At 30.8% G+C, this 19,913-nt stretch carries 14 protein-coding genes; 7 read left to right on the plus strand and 7 right to left on the minus strand.

The features are described from left to right. Window positions 1-106: 106 nt before the first annotated feature. Window positions 107-1,390 carry a replication-associated recombination protein A gene (locus BT151_RS00565; RefSeq protein WP_072399613.1) on the plus strand — a complete coding sequence of 428 codons (1,284 nt, stop codon included), beginning with the start codon at window positions 107-109 and terminating at the stop codon, window positions 1,388-1,390. 11 nt (window positions 1,391-1,401) lie between these two features. Here BT151_RS00565 and BT151_RS00570 read toward each other — a convergent pair whose 3' ends face one another. Genes BT151_RS00570 through radC form a run of 4 tightly spaced genes read right to left on the minus strand, consistent with a single transcriptional unit; the run spans window position 1,402 to window position 4,981 of the window. Then, window positions 1,402-2,250 carry a hypothetical protein gene (locus tag BT151_RS00570; RefSeq protein WP_072399615.1) on the minus strand — a complete coding sequence of 283 codons (849 nt, stop codon included), beginning with the start codon at window positions 2,248-2,250 and terminating at the stop codon, window positions 1,402-1,404. Window positions 2,251-2,301: 51 nt separating this feature from the next. Further along, complete coding sequence (locus BT151_RS00575) at window positions 2,302-2,991, minus strand: YjjG family noncanonical pyrimidine nucleotidase (protein WP_072399617.1); 690 nt, start codon at window positions 2,989-2,991, stop codon at window positions 2,302-2,304. Beyond that, on the minus strand, window positions 2,981-4,282 hold the full coding sequence (locus BT151_RS00580; protein WP_072399619.1) for a polysaccharide deacetylase family protein: 1,302 nt from the start codon (window positions 4,280-4,282) through the stop codon (window positions 2,981-2,983). Before BT151_RS00580 ends, BT151_RS00575 begins: the two co-directional genes overlap by 11 nt. Continuing rightward, complete coding sequence (radC, locus tag BT151_RS00585) at window positions 4,283-4,981, minus strand: RadC family protein (protein ID WP_072399621.1); 699 nt, start codon at window positions 4,979-4,981, stop codon at window positions 4,283-4,285. Between the two features lie 49 nt (window positions 4,982-5,030). Here radC and BT151_RS00590 point away from each other — a divergent pair, with 49 nt between their 5' ends. Together BT151_RS00590 and BT151_RS00595 are read left to right on the plus strand one after the other, a co-directional pair. Further along, entirely contained in the window at window positions 5,031-5,834 is an 804-nt protein-coding gene (locus BT151_RS00590; RefSeq protein WP_072399623.1) for a dienelactone hydrolase family protein, read from the plus strand. Between the two features lie 169 nt (window positions 5,835-6,003). Beyond that, window positions 6,004-7,821, plus strand: a complete 1,818-nt coding sequence (locus BT151_RS00595) for an FAD/NAD(P)-binding protein (protein WP_072399625.1) — start codon at window positions 6,004-6,006, stop codon at window positions 7,819-7,821. Window positions 7,822-8,015: 194 nt separating this feature from the next. Here BT151_RS00595 and BT151_RS00600 read toward each other — a convergent pair whose 3' ends face one another. Beyond that, a complete protein-coding gene (locus BT151_RS00600; RefSeq protein WP_072399627.1) occupies window positions 8,016-9,371 on the minus strand; it encodes a UDP-N-acetylmuramate--L-alanine ligase in 1,356 nt (451 codons plus the stop codon). A 71-nt stretch (window positions 9,372-9,442) separates the two neighbouring features. Further along, window positions 9,443-10,393: a tetratricopeptide repeat protein gene (locus tag BT151_RS00605; RefSeq protein WP_072399628.1), complete on the minus strand. Its 951-nt coding sequence runs from the start codon at window positions 10,391-10,393 to the stop codon at window positions 9,443-9,445. A 229-nt stretch (window positions 10,394-10,622) separates the two neighbouring features. Between BT151_RS00605 and BT151_RS00610 the strand changes: the two genes are divergently transcribed. The 4 genes from BT151_RS00610 to BT151_RS00625 all read left to right on the plus strand — a co-directional run bounded on the left by BT151_RS00610 (window position 10,623) and on the right by BT151_RS00625 (window position 19,130). Further along, a complete protein-coding gene (locus BT151_RS00610; protein ID WP_072399630.1) occupies window positions 10,623-16,676 on the plus strand; it encodes an alpha-2-macroglobulin family protein in 6,054 nt (2,017 codons plus the stop codon). A gap of 64 nt (window positions 16,677-16,740) precedes the next feature. Next, on the plus strand, window positions 16,741-17,112 hold the full coding sequence (locus BT151_RS00615) for a DoxX family membrane protein (RefSeq protein WP_245794672.1): 372 nt from the start codon (window positions 16,741-16,743) through the stop codon (window positions 17,110-17,112). Window positions 17,113-17,286: 174 nt separating this feature from the next. After that, window positions 17,287-17,700: a hypothetical protein gene (locus BT151_RS00620; protein ID WP_143144227.1), complete on the plus strand. Its 414-nt coding sequence runs from the start codon at window positions 17,287-17,289 to the stop codon at window positions 17,698-17,700. After that, on the plus strand, window positions 17,700-19,130 hold the full coding sequence (locus BT151_RS00625; RefSeq protein ID WP_072399635.1) for a T9SS type A sorting domain-containing protein: 1,431 nt from the start codon (window positions 17,700-17,702) through the stop codon (window positions 19,128-19,130). Before BT151_RS00620 ends, BT151_RS00625 begins: the two co-directional genes overlap by 1 nt. A gap of 2 nt (window positions 19,131-19,132) precedes the next feature. On the opposite strand, the gene BT151_RS00630 is transcribed toward BT151_RS00625, so the two are convergent. After that, window positions 19,133-19,858 carry an SDR family oxidoreductase gene (locus BT151_RS00630; protein ID WP_072399637.1) on the minus strand — a complete coding sequence of 242 codons (726 nt, stop codon included), beginning with the start codon at window positions 19,856-19,858 and terminating at the stop codon, window positions 19,133-19,135. Window positions 19,859-19,913: the final 55 nt, after the last annotated feature.

Raw genomic sequence — 19,913 nt, forward strand, 5'->3', positions numbered from 1 at the left:
AATGCTAAATTGACAGGTATTTACATAAGTGCAAGAAGCTAAAACCAGTATTTTATTTTCTAAAGACACACCCAAAACTTAAAAAAATTGCTTTAATTTTACATTTATGAACGCGAATGAGCCATTAGCAGAACGATTACGTCCTAAAACATTAAATGACTATGTTAGCCAAAAACACTTAGTTGGAAAAAATGGCGCATTAACACAACATATAAAACAAGGATTAATTCCTTCGATGATTTTTTGGGGACCACCTGGCACTGGAAAAACAACGCTTGCGAATATTATTGCTACAGAATCTGGCAGACCATTTTACACTTTAAGTGCTATAAACTCTGGTGTTAAAGATATTCGAGATGTTATTGATAAAGCGAAACAAAGTGGTGGTTTATTTACTACTAAAAATCCTATTTTATTTATAGACGAAATTCATAGATTTAGTAAATCCCAACAAGACTCACTACTACAAGCTGTTGAAAAAGGTTGGATTACACTTATTGGTGCTACTACCGAAAATCCTAGTTTCGAGGTTATTTCGGCGCTTTTATCACGTTGTCAAGTTTATATTTTAAATGCATTTGATAAAAACGATTTAGAGCTACTTTTAAAACGCGCTATTAGTGATGATATTTATATCTCTAAAAAAAACATAGAACTTAAAGAAACGAATGCGCTTTTAAGATTATCAGGTGGTGATGCTAGAAAATTGCTTAATATTTTTGAGCTAATAGTGAATTCGTATGACAATGATTCCATAACGATAACAGATGATGATGTTCTTCAAAAAATACAGAATAATACAGTTCGTTACGACAAAACCGGAGAGCAACATTATGATATTATTTCGGCCTTTATAAAATCTATTCGAGGTAGCGATCCCAATGGAGCTGTTTATTGGTTGGCTCGTATGATAGAAGGTGGAGAAGATGTAAAATTTATTGCACGCCGTTTACTTATTTCGGCAAGTGAAGATATAGGAAATGCTAATCCAACAGCACTTGTTATAGCCAACAATACATTTCAAGCGGTTACAGCTATAGGTTATCCGGAATCAAGAATTCTATTAAGCCAATGTGCTACATATTTAGCTTGTTCACCTAAAAGTAATGCGGCATATAAAGCTATTGGTAATGCCCAACAATTGGTTAAAGAAACAGGCGACTTAAGTGTGCCTTTAGAAATTAGAAACGCACCTACAAAGCTTATGAAAGAGTTAGGCTATGGCGATAATTACAAATATGCTCATAATTACCAAGATAATTTTGCTAACCAAGAGTTTTTACCTGACGAAATAAAAAACACTAAACTTTACGAACCCGGAAATAATGCTAGAGAAAATGCGCATCGTGAGTTTTTAAAACAACGCTGGAAAGACAAGTATGGATATTAGGTAGCTGAAAATTAAAATTTAATATTTAATACATCTTGCTTTAAAACACTATCAGTATAATATTCTATAACCCACTCGTCACCTTTTTTGTAAATAATGGCACTTTTATTTTCAACTAAAAACACATTATTAAGGTTTGTCTTTTTAATTCGATAAACCACTTTTGGTGAGCTATCTACTAATTGAAATCCATTCTCAATTTCTTGTGGATATAATATGTTCGAAAATCCTTCTATAATATTTTCTTTTACAAGTTCTTCTTTTTTAATTGGTTCGGCTGTTATTTTTTCTACTTGAATAACCTCAACCTCAGCTTCTTTTTCCTTTTTAAGGTTTTGTATTTCTTGTTTTAATTGTTGTATTTCTTGTGCCACTTCACTTTTAGCAGCAACTTTAGGGTTAGCTAAAGACATTATTTCCTCACTAGGTTCATACTTATAATTCAATGCTTCAATAGATTTAAAAGCATCTCTTAAAGCTAAATTAAAAGCAATTTTATATTCCTTTTCTCTACTTTCACCAACTTCAGAGGTATAAACAACCCTATCGTTACAATCTTTAAGTTCTACATTTAATTTTGTTTTAAACATTCCTGAATCTTTTATAACATCAGATCTTAAACCTAAACATCTATTACTAGCTAAATCTTCTGGGTAATCATCACCTTCAAAAAGAGCTTCAAACCCATATTTATTAAATAAAAACTGTGCTAATGAATTTAATTGATATTGATCTTGTTCTTTTAAAAAATCAAACTTTTTGGGAACAATAACATATTTATAATCATTTAAATTTGATTGAGAAAATACTGCTGTAACTATAAAAAATGCTATAAAAATTGGAAAAAACTTAGTTTTCATCTTAATTAAATATAAAGTTTAATGGTATTTGTAAATATACAATTGCAATACTTATAAATACTTTTTTAGTTGAATTAAATTATCTATTTGCTTAACATTGGTATCTAAAACTATCTTGTTAATATCAAAAAAAACAACTTCCATACCTATGTTTTTAGCACCAAGAATGTCGGCTTCATAACTATCGCCTATCATTATACTTTGTTCAACTTTGGTATTTGCAAATTCTAAAGCAAAGTTAAAAATTTTAGGGTTGGGTTTCTTAACACCAACCATTTCTGAATTTGTAACGGTTTTAAAATACTTATTAATGTTAGAATTATTAAGTTTTTTTTTCTGAACCTCATCAAATCCATTAGTTATAATGTGTAAGTTGTAATTTAAACTTAAGTAATCTAAAATCTCAAATGTGTTTTCAAACAAATGATTAAAAGAACTTAAATGCATTATATAGTCATCAGATAATTTATAAATTAAATTTTCTTCAACTTTTAAATTAACAGCTAAAAAAGCATCATTTAATCTCCCAAAACGTAGTGCTTCTTTTTCTATTTTTTCTTCTCTAAAAAGCTTCCAATAATTTAAGTTTATAGGCATATAATGAGCCAAAAAATCATTAGTGCTAATGTTTATGTTATTTATTTCAAAAATCTTTTCGAATGTTAATGCAGAATTTTTATCAAAATCCCAAAGGGTATGATCTAAATCGAAAAACACATCGGTTATGCCTTTAATCTTCATTTGCTGAATCTAAAATAATATTAAACAATTCTTTATAACCATTCCATCTAGCATCATTACTAAATGTATAATTATGAAATACAGGAATAAACTCCCCGTTTACTTGTTTTACTTCTTTAATAATTTCATTTAACCTTTTCTTTTTGTCTAGTAAAGAGTGGTTTTTCAATAGCGCATAGTCCATAATGTGATACGAATTAATCATTAATGGCGTTTGTACTTCGTAATCTAAATCGTAAAACAGAAAAGGTGTACAAGACCCTGCTCTAAAACCTGCATGATTTACATAACCCATTGTATAGTCTTCTTGAATTTCTAACTCTATAAGATTTCTATAGGATTCTGGTAAATTTAGTTTTGAAAAAGATTGTCTTGAAGCTTTTAAATTTGTGTTTAAAATATCCTCCATTCTCAGCTTTTCTTTTTTCAAAATAGCAATATCTCCTAAGGCGAAAAAAGATGCTTTTAAACCCACTTTACAGTAATCTGCTACATGTTTTATTAGTGATACAAATTTCTTTTTATTAGGATTTATACCTTTATCATAAGTTGAATAATCGCCTATTAAAAAAAAGAACATAAACTTGAAACTTGTTTGTTTCTGCCTGTTTAAGATATATTTAAAAGTATCATAAGGGTCGTGTAAAAAACCTATAATTACCATAAACCTAATATATAAATTTTTAAATCTAAAACTAAAAAGGTCTTTAATAGTACCTCCTAAAGTTCTCATAATACCTTTCAATTTAAAATTATATGCAGTAGGCACATCAATAATTGGTTTTATTCTATAGGTTTTTATTGGGAATTCAAATTCTGGATATTGGTTTTGTAATGCGTCTTTAAATTTATATGCCCAAATATCTACAACTGGCTGATGTAAAAAGCCCTCGTTATAAGCTAAACTTTCTGTTGCTGTAAAACGGCCATAAGCGTCTTTTACATGTGGCAGATACTCTTCATAACGTGATAAGAGATAAAAAGCAGCAGAAAAAATATCAAAGGGAATGGCACTTTTATCGCCATTAAAAAAGAAACATTTTGTATCTCCCCAATTATTAATAGAAATCTCAACATCACTTAAACCTTGTTCGAATAAAATGTCATGACTTTTAATAAAAAACTCGTTACTAAGTTGTTGTTTGGTGTATGACATTTTAATGTCATCATGAGCTATAAATTCTTCTATTTTAGTTGTAAAACCAACATCAATACCCAAAACTCTAGTACAAATATGTTTAAATACATATTTTACTCTAGGTGATATTTTATGCGTGTAAACTAAAAGCATTTATAGTATGGTTTCATCTGCAAAACTAAAGTATGCTTTTTCAGTTATAATTAAGTGGTCTAAAACTTTTATATCTAAACTTTGTGCAGCAGTTTTGAGTTTATTGGTAATTTGCTTGTCTGCTTCACTTGGTTTTAATGTTCCTGATGGATGATTATGTGCTAAAATTAACCCCGTTGCACCAACTTCTAAGGCATTTTTAAGGACTAAACGTACATCAACCAAAGTACCTGTTATACCACCTTTACTTAATTGATTTTTCTGTATTACTTTATTTGAATTATTTAAGTAGATAATCCAAAACTCCTCATGTTCAAGTTCTCCAATAACAGGTTGCATGAGTTCAAAAACTGAAGCGCTTGACGTTATTTTCTTTTTCTCCAAAGCCTCCTCGCCTCTTCGCCGTCTTCCTAACTCCAAAGCTCCTGCTATGGTTATGGCTTTGGCTTCACCAATACCCTTAAATTCCATAAGCTGTTTTATAGATAGCTTTCCTAATTCACTTAAATTATTACCAACACTTGCTAAAATACGTTTGCATAAAGCTACTGCGCTTTCGTCTCTATTTCCTGAGCCAATTAAAATAGCTACTAATTCTGCATCACTTAATGCTGCTTTTCCTTTGTAAAGTAATTTTTCTCGAGGTTGATCGTCTTGACTCCAATTTTTTATGGAAAAAGAAGGTGGTTTTTCTGTCATGCAATAAAGATAAATATTGTAAATTTCAGAAGCAATAAAAACTCACACAATGAAACCATTAAAAAAAGAAGACATCAATCAAGACGTTTTTGATTTGTATGACGATTATGCTCATAATAAAATTGACAGACGCAAATTTGTTGAAAAGCTATCACTTTATGCCATTGGTGGCGTTACTGTTTCCTCATTATTAAGTTTTATTACGCCAAATTATGTAGATAATCTTTTAGTAAAACCAGACAGTACTACAGGCAAATTATCTGGAGTAATTGTAGTGCATGAAAACCGTGGATTGAATCCTTATATTGAAGATGTTGGTAGACGAACTGCTATTGAAGGTTTTATATCTTTAGCTCCAGATGCATTATCGCCTTTAGGAGGTTACCCAGGAAATGATGATGATGGTAGAGAATTACAACGCCAACGTGATAGAAATGAAATGCTTGAAGATTTTATTGCGGCTTATAACTATTTAATGTCTCATGAAGATTGTAATGGAAAAATAGGCGTGGTTGGGTTTTGCTTTGGCGGATGGATATCAAATATGATGGCTGTAAAAATTCCAACTTTAAAAGCAGCAGTCCCTTTTTATGGCGGACAACCATCAACTGAAGACACACTCAAAATAAAAGCACCATTACTATTACAATATGCAGGATTAGATACTCGTGTAAATGCTGGTTGGCCAGATTACGAAACAGCTTTAAAAGAAAACAATGTAGAGTATACTGCACATTTTTATCCAGATGTTAATCATGGATTTCATAATAATACCACACCTAGATATGATGAAAAAGCAGCTACTTTAGCTTGGGAACGAACCATTGCTTTTTTTAAGGAAAAATTGAAATAATTAGTTTAAAAATAAATTTAACTAACTTCCTTTAACTATCGATATAAATATTTAAAACTCTCCATTTAGTAACATTGTGTGCAATTTAGAAAATAATTATTTTAACTTTAAAACTTTAATCCTAGGACCTAAATAAGAAGGAGACTTCCAAAATTTTAAACTTTAACACATGCTAAACCTTTCTAATATTGCAATTGTGGGTAGTGGACCAACGGCTATATATTTACTAAATAATATTTGGAAGCATATAGATATACTGAAAGATGATATTAAAAGTATAACTATATTTGAGAAGGAAAAAATTTCTGGTATGGGAATGCCATACCATCCTAATACTACAGATATATATAACCTAGCAAACATTTCTTCGGAAGAAATTCCAAAACTCCCGCAAACTTTAGGCGATTGGCTTCGTCAACAAGAGCGTAAGTCATTACATCATTTTAATATAAAAGATATGCCTATTGATGACACAAAGGTATATAGTCGTGTTGCTATGGGGCATTATTTTCACGAGCAGTTTAAGCAATTGATAACATCTCTAACTTTTAAAGGCATTAAAGTTGTCGAGCGGTGCGAAAGTGAAGTAATAGACATTACTAAATCGAAAGAGGACGAAATAGAAATAAAAGACGTTCACGGAAAATTATATACTTTTTCAACAGTTATTATTGCTAATGGTCATGTATGGAAGGAAAAGGATAAACCAGAATCAGGTTATTTTGCTTCCCCGTGGCCAATACATAAGTTACTTCCAAAAAAGGATACATACTATAATTTTCCAATAGGTACTCTTGGGGCTTCATTGAGCGCTTTCGATGTTATAACTTCTCTATCTCATCGTCACGGAAAGTTTATTATGATTAGAGACGAATTGAAGTATATAAAACATAAAGAAGCTTCTCGATTTAAAATAGTTTTACATTCGGCTGAAGGATGGCTACCACATCTTCAATATGAGCAACAAGAACCAATGCGAGAAATATACCGTCATTTTAGCCGTGAACAATTAATTGAACTGTTAAACGAGGATGGTTTTCTAAGAATTGAGGAATTTTTCAATGTCCTATGCCGCCCAGCGTTGGTTGTCGCTTTAACTAAAGACAATAAACTTGATGTAGTTGAGAAACTCAAGGATGAAAATTTTAGTTTTAATGATTTTGTGAATTTGATGTCTGAAAAACATGAGTATATTAATTCATTTGATGGTATGAGATATGAAATGATAGCTGCTAAAGATTCTGTTTATAACAATATCCCCATTCATTGGATGGAAACATTGGATGACTTGATGTATAGCTTGAATTACCATGCCGAATTATTACCAGCTGAAGATCATCACTTTTTTCACAAAGAGATTATGGCTTTTTTGATGAATGTTATAGCAGCACTACCACTACAGTCAGCAAATATACTTTTAGCCCTTTACGATGCAGATTGCATAGAATTGAAGACGGGAATGGTGACAGTAGAAGATAATTCATTTAACACAGGAAAAACTAGAATAACTTTGGAATTAGAGAATGGTAGCTATGAAACATTGGAGTACAATTTATTTATTAATTGTGCTGGACAAAAAAAGATTGAAATAGAAGAATATCCTTTTCCATCATTAGTAAAAGAAGGTACTGTACGTAGCGCTTCAGCTAAATTTATAAATTCGGAAAATGCTGAAATTTTAATAGAAAAAGGGATGAAAGATACTATCATTTTTGATAGTGATTGTGCATGGCTGAAATTGCCAGGAATAGATATTGATTCAGCCTATAGGACAATCAATAAAAATGGTACATCCAACAATATTCTTTTTGATATCAATTTTTCTCATACTTTAAGTTTACGACCATATTCTTATGGACTTCAAGCATGTAATGCTACGAGTTTAATTCTTATAGAATCTTGGATTACAGAATTTGAGCAAGGAAAAAATATTGGTAAAGAAATTAAAAAAATAACTGAAATGTATGAAGATAATGATGAATTATAATATACCGCTTATGTTACTATTAGCCAAAATTAAAAACAAAACTTCTAGTTTGGTTCAATATTATAGCAAATGATAGTTATTATAAATATTTAATTTAAAAAGGAGATTAAGAACGGAAGTTTCTAAAAATCAGATAACTGCGCACTACAACCTATAAAAAATAGTAATTTAAATACTAACACCTAAGGATGAAATTATTCCATCAATCTTTTAACAGCATCAAAATCTAAACCACCATAATTACCAGAACTCATTAATAGTAACGCTTTATTTTCAAAATTTTGTTCAAAAAGAAAAGCTTTAAAATCGTCTGGGTTGGTATAAATAATTAAATCATCACGCTCAAAAGCATTAGCAATTTGCTCGTGAGTCACTTCTTCTAGTTTTTTAATTTCCACGGCATGTGGTGAGTAAAATACGACTGCAACATCGGCTGCATCTAAAGCTCCTTTATATTCTTTTAAAAATTCCGCATTTAAACTGCTATAAGTATGTAGCTCTAAACATGCTACCAATATTCTATTATTATATTGTTCTTTTACTGCTTTTGTAGTCGCTTCTACTTTACTTGGTGAGTGTGCAAAATCTTTATAAGCCACACTAGTTTTGCTTTCTGCTATTTTTTCTAAACGTTTGCTTGCTCCTTTAAAGGTAGCTATAGCTTCATAAAAATCGTCTTCATCAATACCCATATGTTGGCAAATCCATTTTGCTCCAGCAAGGTTATTTAAATTGTGTGCTCCAAAAACTTCAATTGGTAAAGGTCCTTCTGGAGTTTCTAAAAGCGTTTGTCCATTTTCAACAGTATATTCTGGTGTTTTGTATGCAATTTTTCTAATAGTATTATTACTAGCTTCAACCACATGTTTTACCTCAGGATCTTCTTCATTGTAGTTTATACTTCCGCCACTTACAATGCTATCAACAAAAATGCTAAACTGAGCTACATAATTCTCGTAAGTTGGAAATACGTTTATATGATCCCAAGCAATACCGCTTAACAAAGCAATGTTGGGTTTGTATAAATGAAATTTTGGACGCATATCAATTGGAGAGCTTAAATATTCATCACCTTCAAGCACTATAAAATCGTTGGTTTCGGTAAGTTTTACCATCACATCAAAACCTTCTAATTGCGCACCAACCATATAATCCACTTCTTTATCATGGTAATGCATAACATGCAGAATCATAGAGGTTATGGTAGTTTTACCATGACTTCCTCCAATAACAACTCGTGTTTTATGTTTAGATTGTTCGTACAAAAACTCAGGATAGCTATAAATTTTAAGTCCTAATTCTTGAGCTTTTAGGAGTTCTGGATTATCGGCTTTGGCGTGCATACCCAAAACAATGGCATCAAGAGATTTTGTTATTTTTTCTGGAAACCAACCAAAAGTTTCGGGTAGTAAACCCTTAGCTTCTAACCTAGATTTAGAAGGCTCAAAAATCGTGTCGTCACTTCCGGTTACTTGATATCCTTTATTGTGTAATGCTAATGCTAAATTGTGCATTGCTGCACCACCAATGGCTATAAAATGTACGTTCATGTGTTGTTGTAGAATGTCTTCAAATATACTTTTTTCACCTCGAATTCACGAATATTTTATGGTGCTTACCACTAAAGATTTAAAATCTTCTCTTTTTCCTCTTTAAAAGGTTTTATTTTTGGAAGTTCAGCAATAGCTAAATCTATATACTTTAAGGCTTCATTTTTATTATTTTTATGCATGTGTATTTGTGCCAAACGGTAATTTGCCCATGCTTTTGGAACACCATCTTCAGGAGAATATTTTTTAAGATAAGTTAGTAGGCATTGTTCACCTTTTTCTAATTCAATATTATATTCTGCAGCCACTTTTCCTATTTGATAATGCAGTGCATTTCGAGGATGTTTATCGTTAGCCTCCTCAATATTCTTAATAGCCTTTTCTGGCTCACTTTCATTTTCATAAAGCTTTGTTAACTTATCAAAGCAGACTAAAGAACCCCCTTCTTGAATGGCCATTTTATAATATTTCTCAGCTAATTCTGGATTATTATCATACTCATAAATATAACCTTTTGCTAAATACCCATCTACTCTTGAAAGATTTTCTAGCTCTTTAGCATATTGCAACGATTTACTTTTACTACCACCAAAAATACCCGGTAATTGCATATATAATTCCACCAAAGCCCAACGTACATCTATATGTTTTTCATCTAATTCTGCGGCTTTTAAAAACGAAGATTTAATATCACCAATTAAACCAATGGCTTTAAACTTATTTTGTAATGCTTTCATTCCTAAAGCACCACCATATTTGTAATAATAATTGGCATTATCTTGATTAGCTTCAACAAGTTTTTTATAACTCTCTATTGATTCATTCCATTTTTTTTGATGTCCAAAAGCATCACCTAACAACTCGATAGCCTCAAGGTTATTTGGGTTTACCTCTAAGTAATTAATGATAAAAACTTCAGCTTGTTTGAATTGTTTTTCTTGAAAAAAAACATCTACTTCATTAAGATTTGGTTGACAAAAACCCAATATTGGGAATAGCAATAAGAACAAAAAGTGCTTCATAATAATTAAGTCGATTATGCAAAAATAAGCTTTCATCTATAAATTTTCGCTCTTATAAAAATAGATTTTAACTCATCTAGTATAACGGTTAGTTTTAACTATAATTATAAAAAGCTAACTTCTATTTTAGGTTTAAAATAACTAACTTCACTCAACCAAATAAGTAGTTCGCTCATCCAAGGTTTTTTGGTATGGCTTTTGAAACTATTTTAGAGACAAACTTTAAGAAATGAAACAGATACTTTCTATAATAATGATTATACTTTTTGCAAACTTTTCTAACGCTCAATCTCAAAATTACGGAGATTTATGGAGTAAAGTAGAGCAATTTGAAATAGATAACCTACCCAAATCGGCATTAAAAATTGTTGAAGATATTGCACAAAAAGCTACTAGGGACAAAAACACACCTCAACTTATAAAAACCATGCTTATTAAAAGCAAGTTTGCTTTAGTTTTAGAAGAAGATGCACAATTAAACATTATAAATGACTTTAAAACTGAAATAAAAAACAGTTCGTTTCCAACAAAAAACGTTTTAGAAAGCATATTGGCGAATTTATATTGGCAATACTTTAATCAAAACAGGTGGCTGTTTTACAATAGAACTAAAACTTCTGAAAAGGTAGATACTGATGACTTTAGAACTTGGGATTTACAAACACTTTTTAACGAAATACATATACATTATCAAAATTCGTTACAAAACGGATTAATGCTTCAGCAAGAAGATTTAAGTAACTACGACACCCTTTTAAATCTTCAAAAAGATTCTAAAATTTATAGACCGACGCTTTTTGATTTCCTAAATCAGGAAGCTTTAGGTTTTTATAAAACAAACGAAACTCAAATTACGAAGCCAGCTTATAAATTTGAGATTGATAATCCTAAATTTTTAGATAACACAGAAAAATTTTTAAACTTAAAAATTGAATCAAAAGATTCTACGTCGCTTCAACTTAATGCACTTAAAATTTATCAGGATTTAATACAATTTCATTTAAAAGATGAATCGCCTTTCGCTTTAGCAGATGTTAATATTCAGCGTTTTAAATTCGTAAATGAACAAGCTACTTTTAATGATAAAGAAACTATTTTATTGGATGCTTTAAAAACGGAAAGCGAACGTTTAAAAACACATGAAGTTTCTGGTTTATACAATTTTGAAATTGCCTCTATTTACTACCAACAAAGCAATCAATATGAACCTAAAACCAATGAAGAAAATCGTTGGAAAGCTAAAGAAGCCATGGATATTTGTGATAACGTTATTGCAAAATTTCCAAAAAGTAAAGGTGCCGAAAAATGTGTCGTTTTAAAATCTCAAATCGAACAGCAAATACTTCAAATTACTACTGAAGATTATTTACCTATTCAAAAAGATGCGCGTTTATTAATAAGTTATAAGAACTTGGAGGAACTTAATTTTCAAGTTTTCAAAATAAATAGAAATCAGTTAGAAAAATTTAATAAAACCTATCAGAAAGAAGAACAGCTCGCATTTATTAAAAAACTAGATGCCTATAAAAACTGGGAAAGCAAATTACGTAATGAAAGTGATTTTCAAACGCATTCAACCGAAGTTCTAGTTCCCAAACTTGATAATGGTACTTATTTAATTTTTGCATCGGTTAAAAATGACAAAGAAACCTTTGCTTTTGCCACTTTGCAAGTCACTAATTTGGCTTTAGTTGAAACCGATAACAGCAAACACAAAATCTTTCAAATTATTGATAGAAATAACGGCAAGCCGATAAGCAATGCTACTGTTGAATTAAGTTACTACGAAAACAACAGCAGAAGCACGCAAAAAGAAAACTATACAACAAACTTATATGGTGAAGTAAAAATCGAGAAAAACAATGATCGTTACAGAAATATTAGTACTAAAGTTAATTACGGAAATGACACTGCATATTTTGGCGATTATTATGTAAATCCATATTACCAACGTGAAAAAGAAAAAGACACATACAAAGCATTCATTTTTACCGATAGAAGTATTTACAGACCAGGACAAACTGTTTATTTTAAAGCCATTGCTATAAAAAACAAAAATGGTAAATCTGAGGTTGTAGCTAACGAATCTGTTTATGCTACGCTATACAATGTTAACGGTGAAGACATTAAAGAGTTTGAATTTAAAACCAATGAATTTGGCTCTGTTGCTGGGGAATTTATTTTACCAAATAATGGTTTGAATGGTGAATATTACATTGAATTTGATGGTGAAGAAAAAGATTTTTTTACAGAACATTATTTCTCAGTCGAAGAATACAAACGCCCCAAGTTTGAAACCAAATTCACACCTATTACCGAAACCTTTAAAATTAACGATTCTGTAAGTATAAATGGTAGTGCTTTAGCTTATGCAGGCAGCAATATTACCGATGCTAAGGTAGTATATCGTGTACAACGAAAAGTACAATACCCGAGTTGGTATTTTTGGTATCGACCTTGGTTTAATAGCGAACCTCAAGAAATTACTCACGGGGAAAGCATCACTAATGATAAAGGAGAATTCGAAATCATTTTTAAAGCCATTCCAGACCAAAGTGTCGATAAAAGTAGCTTACCTATTTTTAATTATGAAATTACTGCCGATGTTACCGATTTAAATGGAGAAACCCGAAGCGCAACTACGGTTGTAAATGTTGGATATCATGCTTTGGTTGTTAAAATGAGTGTTGATAATGTTATAGATAAAACTAAAAAAGACATTAGCATTAATATTGATACTAAAAACTTAAATGGTGAATTTGTTCCTGCGAAAGGAGTTGTTAAAATATACAAATTAAAAGCACCAAACCATGTTTTAAGACTGCGACCTTGGGCAGCACCAGATTATCAAGATTTATCTGAAGAAACTTTTAAAAACCTATTTCCGCATCAAGCTTATTCAAATGAAGACAATGCAAATAATTGGGAAAAAGGTGAACTTGTTTTTGAAAAAGAATTTAATACTCAAAAATCAAAAGAACTCGCTTTAGGTAAAATTAAAAAGTGGAAGTCGGGTCAATACATTATCACTTTAGAAAGCAAAGATAAGTTCGGGCAAGTCGTAAAAGATGAAGTTAAAACAATCCTATTTAGTGATGACGATAAAACTTTAGCCGATAATCAATTATTTTCTATAACAACAAATAAACCAAATTATAAATCAGACGAAACAGCTATTATAACATTTGCTTCAGCAGCAGAAAATTTGAATGTTACTGTAACTATTGAAAAAGATCATAAGGTTATTAAAACACATATTATTCAACTTAATAACAATAAAAAAACCATTTCAATTCCTATTACAAATAAAGATATTGGTGGCTTTGCAGTACATTATAGTTATGCTGCGTTTAATAGTTTTCAATCTTCTACAGAGATTATATCGGTACCTTATCCTAAAACAGAATTAGATATTGAAACCACAACCTTTAGAGATAAATTACAACCTGGAACCGATGAAACTTGGAGTTTTAAAATAAAAGGACCACAAGGTGAAAAAATAAGCAGCGAATTACTAGCCAGTATGTACGATGCATCTTTAGACCAATTTAAACCTCACACTTGGAGTTTTAATCCAATACAACAATCCAATTATTATTCTAATAATCAAAGTAGAGGTTATAGTAATTTTGGCACTAAAAACTTTAGAGTTTATAATGAAAGAGCTTATGTCAGCTATCCTCAACAACAATATGATGATTGGAATTGGTTTGGGTTTAGTTTTGGGAATCGAAATATAATGCTTCGAGGAGTATCAAGTGTTTCTAATGCTCTAAGTGGAAGAGTCGCTGGAATTGAAGTTCAAGAAGACTCTTCAAACTTAGATGAAGTTGTAGTTGTTGGTTATGAAACTCAAAAAGAAAAAGCTTTAATTGTAAGTACTAAAACAGAACAAGGAGAGGGAACTGTTATTGCTCAAATAACTAAAAAAGAAAAACTAGATTTTGACAACGTTCTAATCCGTAAAAACCTTCAAGAAACCGCCTTTTTCTTTCCGCAATTACGAACAGATGCCGAAGGCAATATAAGTTTCAGTTTTACAACACCCGAAGCTTTAACACAATGGAAATTGCAATTATTAGCACACAAAAAAAATTTAGAAAGTGCTACTAAAACATTAACTACGGTTACCCAAAAAGAATTGATGGTTATCCCAAATGCACCTCGTTTTTTACGTGAAGGTGATAATATAACTATCAGTACAAAAATTTCAAATCTTACAGAAAAGCAACTTTCTGGACAAGCCATATTAATGTTAACCGATGCTATTTCTGGAAATGATGTTAATGTAAATCTTGGCAATTCAGAAAACAATAAAAACTTTACTGTTGATGCTAAAGGCAATACGCAAGTTTCTTGGAGTTTATCAATTCCAGATGATGTGCAAGCTGTTCAATATAAAATCATAGCAAAAGCTAGCGATTTTAGTGATGGCGAACAAAATGCTTTACCAATTTTAAGTAACCGCATGTTAGTTACTGAAACATTACCAATGTGGATAAGAAGTAACGAAACTAGAACGTTCACGTTAGATAAACTAAAAACAAATACCTCAACAACTCTTAAAAATCATAAACTGACTTTGGAAATGACTTCCAATCCGGCGTGGTATGCGGTTCAAGCACTTCCCTATTTAATGGAATATCCTTATGAGTGTAACGAACAAACATTTTCACGCTATTATGCCAATGCGTTGGCAAGTCATATTGCGAATTCGAACCCAAGAATTCAAGAGGTTTTTAATCAATGGAAAAACACGGATGCGATTATTTCAAACTTAGAAAAGAATGAAGAATTAAAATCGATTTTAATTCAAGAAACACCTTGGTTACGTGATGCAGAAAACGAAACCGAGCAGAAAAAACGAATTGCTTTATTATTCGATTTAAATAAAATGAATAATGAATTACAGTCAGCTATCAATAAACTAGAAAATAATCAAATGGATTCTGGAGCTTGGGCTTGGTTTAATGGCGGTCGAGAAAACAGATACATCACACAACACATTATTACTGGTTTTGGACATTTAAAACATCTGAATGTAAATAATGACGCGAATTCTAAAATGATTGAGAATGCTATCAAATATTTAGACGATCAGTTTATAAAAGAATACATAGACATTAGAAAATATGATGCAAAAACAGATTTAAATAAAGACCATTTAAGCTATACGCAACTGCATTATTTATATATGCGTAGCTTCTTTCAAGATGTTAAAAAATCAAAAGAAGTTGAAGACATTATAAAATATTACCAAACGCAAATTCAGAAATATTGGTTAAATCGTTCGCTATATTCAAAAGGGTTGATGGCTTTAATTTCTCATAGAAATAGCGATAAGAAAACATCGTCTAAAATCTTAAATTCTTTAAAGGAAACAAGTATCACTTCCGATGAATTGGGCATGTATTGGAAAGAAAACACCAACTCTTGGTATTGGTATCAAGCGCCTATTGAAACACAAGCATTAATTATTGAAGCTTTTTCTGAAATTGAAAACGATACCGAAACTATTGATAATTTAAAAATCTGGTTGCTTAAAAACAAGCAAACCAACCGTTGGAAAACCACCAAAGCAACTACCGAAGCTGTTTATGCGTTATTACTTCAAGGAAGTGATTGGTTGAGCGTAGCCGATATGGTTGATGTGGTTTTAGGCGGAAAACGTATTGAGCCTTCAAAACTAGAAGACGTAAAAGTTGAAGCTGGAACTGGCTATTACAAAACTTCATGGAATCCATCAGAAATTAAACCAGAAATGGCAGACGTTACAATAACTAAAAAAGGAGATGGTATTGCTTGGGGAAGTTTATATTGGCAATATTTTGAGGATTTAGACAAAATAACTTCAGCTGAAACACCTTTAAAATTGAAGAAAAAATTATTTCTAAAAAACAATACAGATACTGGTGAAGAAATTACCGAAATCACAGAAAATACCAATTTAAAAGTAGGCGATTTAGTAAGAGTTCGAATTGAATTACGAAGCGATAGAAACATGGAATTTTTACACATGAAGGATATGCGAGCTTCTGGTTTAGAACCTGTAAATGTAATATCACAATACAAATGGCAAGATGGTTTGGGTTATTATGAAAGCACAAAAGATGCCTCAACAAACTTCTTTTTTGATTATTTACCAAAAGGTATTTACGTTTTTGAATACGATTTACGCATAAATAATGCTGGAAATATGAGCAATGGCATCACCACTATACAAAGCATGTACGCTCCAGAATTTAGCAGCCATAGTGAAGGCAAACGTTTGTTAGTTAAATAAAAAGGTGAAAACAGATATAATGAAATATTTATTATCTTTAATTTATTAACTAATACATTTAATTATGAGTAAAGTTTTAACTATTGTCCGAATTATTTTTGGAATATTACTTGTCATTTTTGGAGCTAATAAATTTTTGAATTTTATGCCTGCTCCAGAAGAAATGCCTGAAGCTGTTATGAATTACATGACGGCGCTTATGTCCACAAAAACACTACAACTTGTTGGAGTTGTTGAAATTGTTGCTGGCTTATCTTTTATTTTTAATAAATATGGTGCTTTAATGGCTATTATTTTAATGAGTGTTTCTATTAACGCCGTTTTATTCCACTTGTTTTTAGGTCCTGCTGACATTGCTGGAGCACTAATTTTGTTAATTTTAAATATAGTAATGCTTTATTACTATCGAGATAAATATAAAGATTTACTAGCTTGATAAGCTTAAAAAAAGAGGCATTAAATGTCTCTTTTTTATTTTCTTAACTTTACAAAATATTTCACCCCCATTTTTTCTGTTTTGAAACTTAAAACTGAACATATAAAACCTAAAACCTACCTCCCATTACTTTGTGTTTTGTGGTTTTTAATGTCATGCGGAAGTCATAAAAACATGGCTACACAAGAATCTTCAATTGAAAGCAGCCCAAAAATTATCTTTTTAAATTATAATATTAAGAAAACTGCTGATAATAAAAGAAGTATTAAATTTATTAACAAGATAGTAACTGATGGTAAGTTAAAAAAAACTGATGTTCTTGAAGATGGTATTATAGGAGATTTAGTTTGCATGCAATTAGATAAAAATTCAAACACATTACAACGCTTTATTATAAAAAACCCACTGGTTAAAAACATTGAATATATTGATGAATCAAATTCATTTCAAAACAAAAAAATTGATTTAGATAGTGCTCAGTTTTCATTAAGACTGCAATTGAGACCAAACACAAAGTATATTGCTATTAGTAATTTTAGTACTTCTGAAAACCCAAAAAAACCTTTGATAAAAACAAATATTAATTAATGAAACACGTATTATTCTTAATATTATTTTTGGTTAATGTGATGCAAGTTTCATCTCAAATTTTTGATGTGGAGACGCTCAAGCTTTCTGGTGATACTAATAAAAGAATAAATCTCGTTATTTTAAGTGATGGCTATCAAGAAAGTGAACTAAATCAATTCACTATTGATGCAACAGATTTTATGAACGACATGTTTTCACAATCGCCATTCGCTGAATATGTTGATTATTTTAATGTTTACATCATAAAAGTACCATCCAATGAAAGTGGTGCAGATCATCCAGGAACAGCTAATGATGTTACTGAACCTGCTTCTCCTGTGCTTAATGTTGATACTTATTTTAATGCCACTTTTGATGCTTATGGATTTCATCGTCTTTTATTTTATGAAATAGATGGAAGTTATGCGAATAACACTGAAGCTAAAATTTATGATGTTCTAGCCAATAATTTTCCTAGTTACGATCAAGCTTTAATACTTGTTAATTCTAACGTTTATGGCGGTAGTGGCGGCATATTCCCAATGGCTTCTAAAGGTGTTGTTAATGGTGTAAAAGCAACAGAAATTGCCATACATGAATTAGGACATTCTTTATTTGATTTGAAAGATGAATATTTCCCTCTAGACGAAATTTATTTTAGTGAAGCTATTAACATGACACAACAATCAGATCCCAGTTTAATAACATGGAAAAATTGGTTAGGCACTAATGGAATTGGTATTTATCCATATAACAACTCTGGCTTTGCGGCAAATTGGTATAGACCTCATCAAGGTTGTAAAATGCGTTATTTAAGTTATCCATTTTGTTCCGTTTGTAAAGAAGGTATTATTGAAAAAATACATGATTTAGTTTCTCCTATTGATTCGTATACCCCATCTTCAAATATGGTTAACAGCCCAAGTTTTCCTATTGATTTTCAGTTGAATTTAATAAACCCCATACCTAACACCTTACAAAGAGTTTGGACATTAAACGCTTCAAATTTCACTAATAATGTTGATGCTGTTTCACTTATTGAAACCGATTTAGTTGAAGGCACAAACACCTTAAAAACTGTAGTTAATGATGCTACCACACTATTAAAAACAGATAATCATGAGACCATACATGTTTATACAGTAACATGGACTATAAATTATTCTGCTTTGGGTGTTGAAGATATTAATAGCATCATGAATAATTTAAGCATTACTATTTATCCAAACCCAACAAACAACATCATTAATTTTAAGTTTGAAAATAGTAATAATTTAAACTTAAAAATTGATGTTGTAGGATTAGATGGTAAAAAACTAAAGTCATTATTGGTCTCAAATTATGAAACTCAACAATTAGATATTAGTAATTTAAGTGCTGGAATTTATCTAACAAATTTCTATGCTAACAATACACTTGTAGCTAGTAAAAAAATAGTAAAAAATTAAACCTATTTGCTTGGTGGCATTGTTGGACGTACTTCAATTTTACTTGGTAGTGTTCTTGGATTCATTTTAAGTAAATCAACTACTAATTCCCCTATATCTTCACCTTGAATTTTCCAAGCATCATTATCGTTAGGTATATGTCCGTTAAAATGAGTTGCAACAGACCCTGGCATGATTGTGCTTACTTTTATATTATGTTTTCTTAAGTCTAACATCGCGGCTTGTGTAAATCCTGTAACACCAAATTTACTAGCGTTGTATGCAGATCCATTAGCAAAAAAATTAGTACCTGCTAAACTTGAAATAGTTATAAAATAGCCTTCAGATTTTTTTAATGCTTCAACACTAGATTTTATCGAATAAAAAACACCTGTTAAATTAGTATCGATGGTTTCCTGCCATTGCTCTAAAGTTAAATCTTCAATACTAGCAAAGTGACCGATACCTGCATTTGCTATAACAATATCTAATTGATTAAAATACCCTAAAACTTTTGCTACAGCTTTTTGCTGGCTATCAAAGTCTTTCACATCCGCTTCTATTCCAATAGCCTTCGCTTCAGTTTTTTTACTTGAATTAACCTGATTTGCAGCTTCAATAGCTGAAGATTCATTTCTACTTGTTATAACAACATTAATACCTTCATTAAGTAACGAAAGTGCGGTTGCATATCCTATTCCTTTTGTTCCTCCTGTGATAAGAGCTGTTTTATTTTTTAATGATTTCATAGTTTTAATTTCTTTAAAGTAAAACTACAAAATGAAAAAACAATAGTAGAATATA

Source organism: Flaviramulus basaltis, assembly GCF_900114265.1.
Classification (GTDB): domain Bacteria; phylum Bacteroidota; class Bacteroidia; order Flavobacteriales; family Flavobacteriaceae; genus Flaviramulus; species Flaviramulus basaltis.

Excerpts from the sequence above, each read along its gene's own strand:
- BT151_RS00565 (WP_072399613.1), top strand. The coding sequence starts at position 107 with ATGAACGCGAATGAGCCATTAGCAGAACGATTACGTCCTAAAACATTA.
- BT151_RS00570 (WP_072399615.1), bottom strand. The coding sequence starts at position 2,250 with ATGAAAACTAAGTTTTTTCCAATTTTTATAGCATTTTTTATAGTTACA.
- BT151_RS00575 (WP_072399617.1), bottom strand. The coding sequence starts at position 2,991 with ATGAAGATTAAAGGCATAACCGATGTGTTTTTCGATTTAGATCATACC.
- BT151_RS00580 (WP_072399619.1), bottom strand. The coding sequence starts at position 4,282 with ATGCTTTTAGTTTACACGCATAAAATATCACCTAGAGTAAAATATGTA.
- radC (WP_072399621.1), bottom strand. The coding sequence starts at position 4,981 with ATGACAGAAAAACCACCTTCTTTTTCCATAAAAAATTGGAGTCAAGAC.
- BT151_RS00590 (WP_072399623.1), top strand. The coding sequence starts at position 5,031 with ATGAAACCATTAAAAAAAGAAGACATCAATCAAGACGTTTTTGATTTG.
- BT151_RS00595 (WP_072399625.1), top strand. The coding sequence starts at position 6,004 with ATGCTAAACCTTTCTAATATTGCAATTGTGGGTAGTGGACCAACGGCT.
- BT151_RS00600 (WP_072399627.1), bottom strand. The coding sequence starts at position 9,371 with ATGAACGTACATTTTATAGCCATTGGTGGTGCAGCAATGCACAATTTA.
- BT151_RS00605 (WP_072399628.1), bottom strand. The coding sequence starts at position 10,393 with ATGAAGCACTTTTTGTTCTTATTGCTATTCCCAATATTGGGTTTTTGT.
- BT151_RS00610 (WP_072399630.1), top strand. The coding sequence starts at position 10,623 with ATGAAACAGATACTTTCTATAATAATGATTATACTTTTTGCAAACTTT.
- BT151_RS00615 (WP_245794672.1), top strand. The coding sequence starts at position 16,741 with ATGAGTAAAGTTTTAACTATTGTCCGAATTATTTTTGGAATATTACTT.
- BT151_RS00620 (WP_143144227.1), top strand. The coding sequence starts at position 17,287 with ATGGCTACACAAGAATCTTCAATTGAAAGCAGCCCAAAAATTATCTTT.
- BT151_RS00625 (WP_072399635.1), top strand. The coding sequence starts at position 17,700 with ATGAAACACGTATTATTCTTAATATTATTTTTGGTTAATGTGATGCAA.
- BT151_RS00630 (WP_072399637.1), bottom strand. The coding sequence starts at position 19,858 with ATGAAATCATTAAAAAATAAAACAGCTCTTATCACAGGAGGAACAAAA.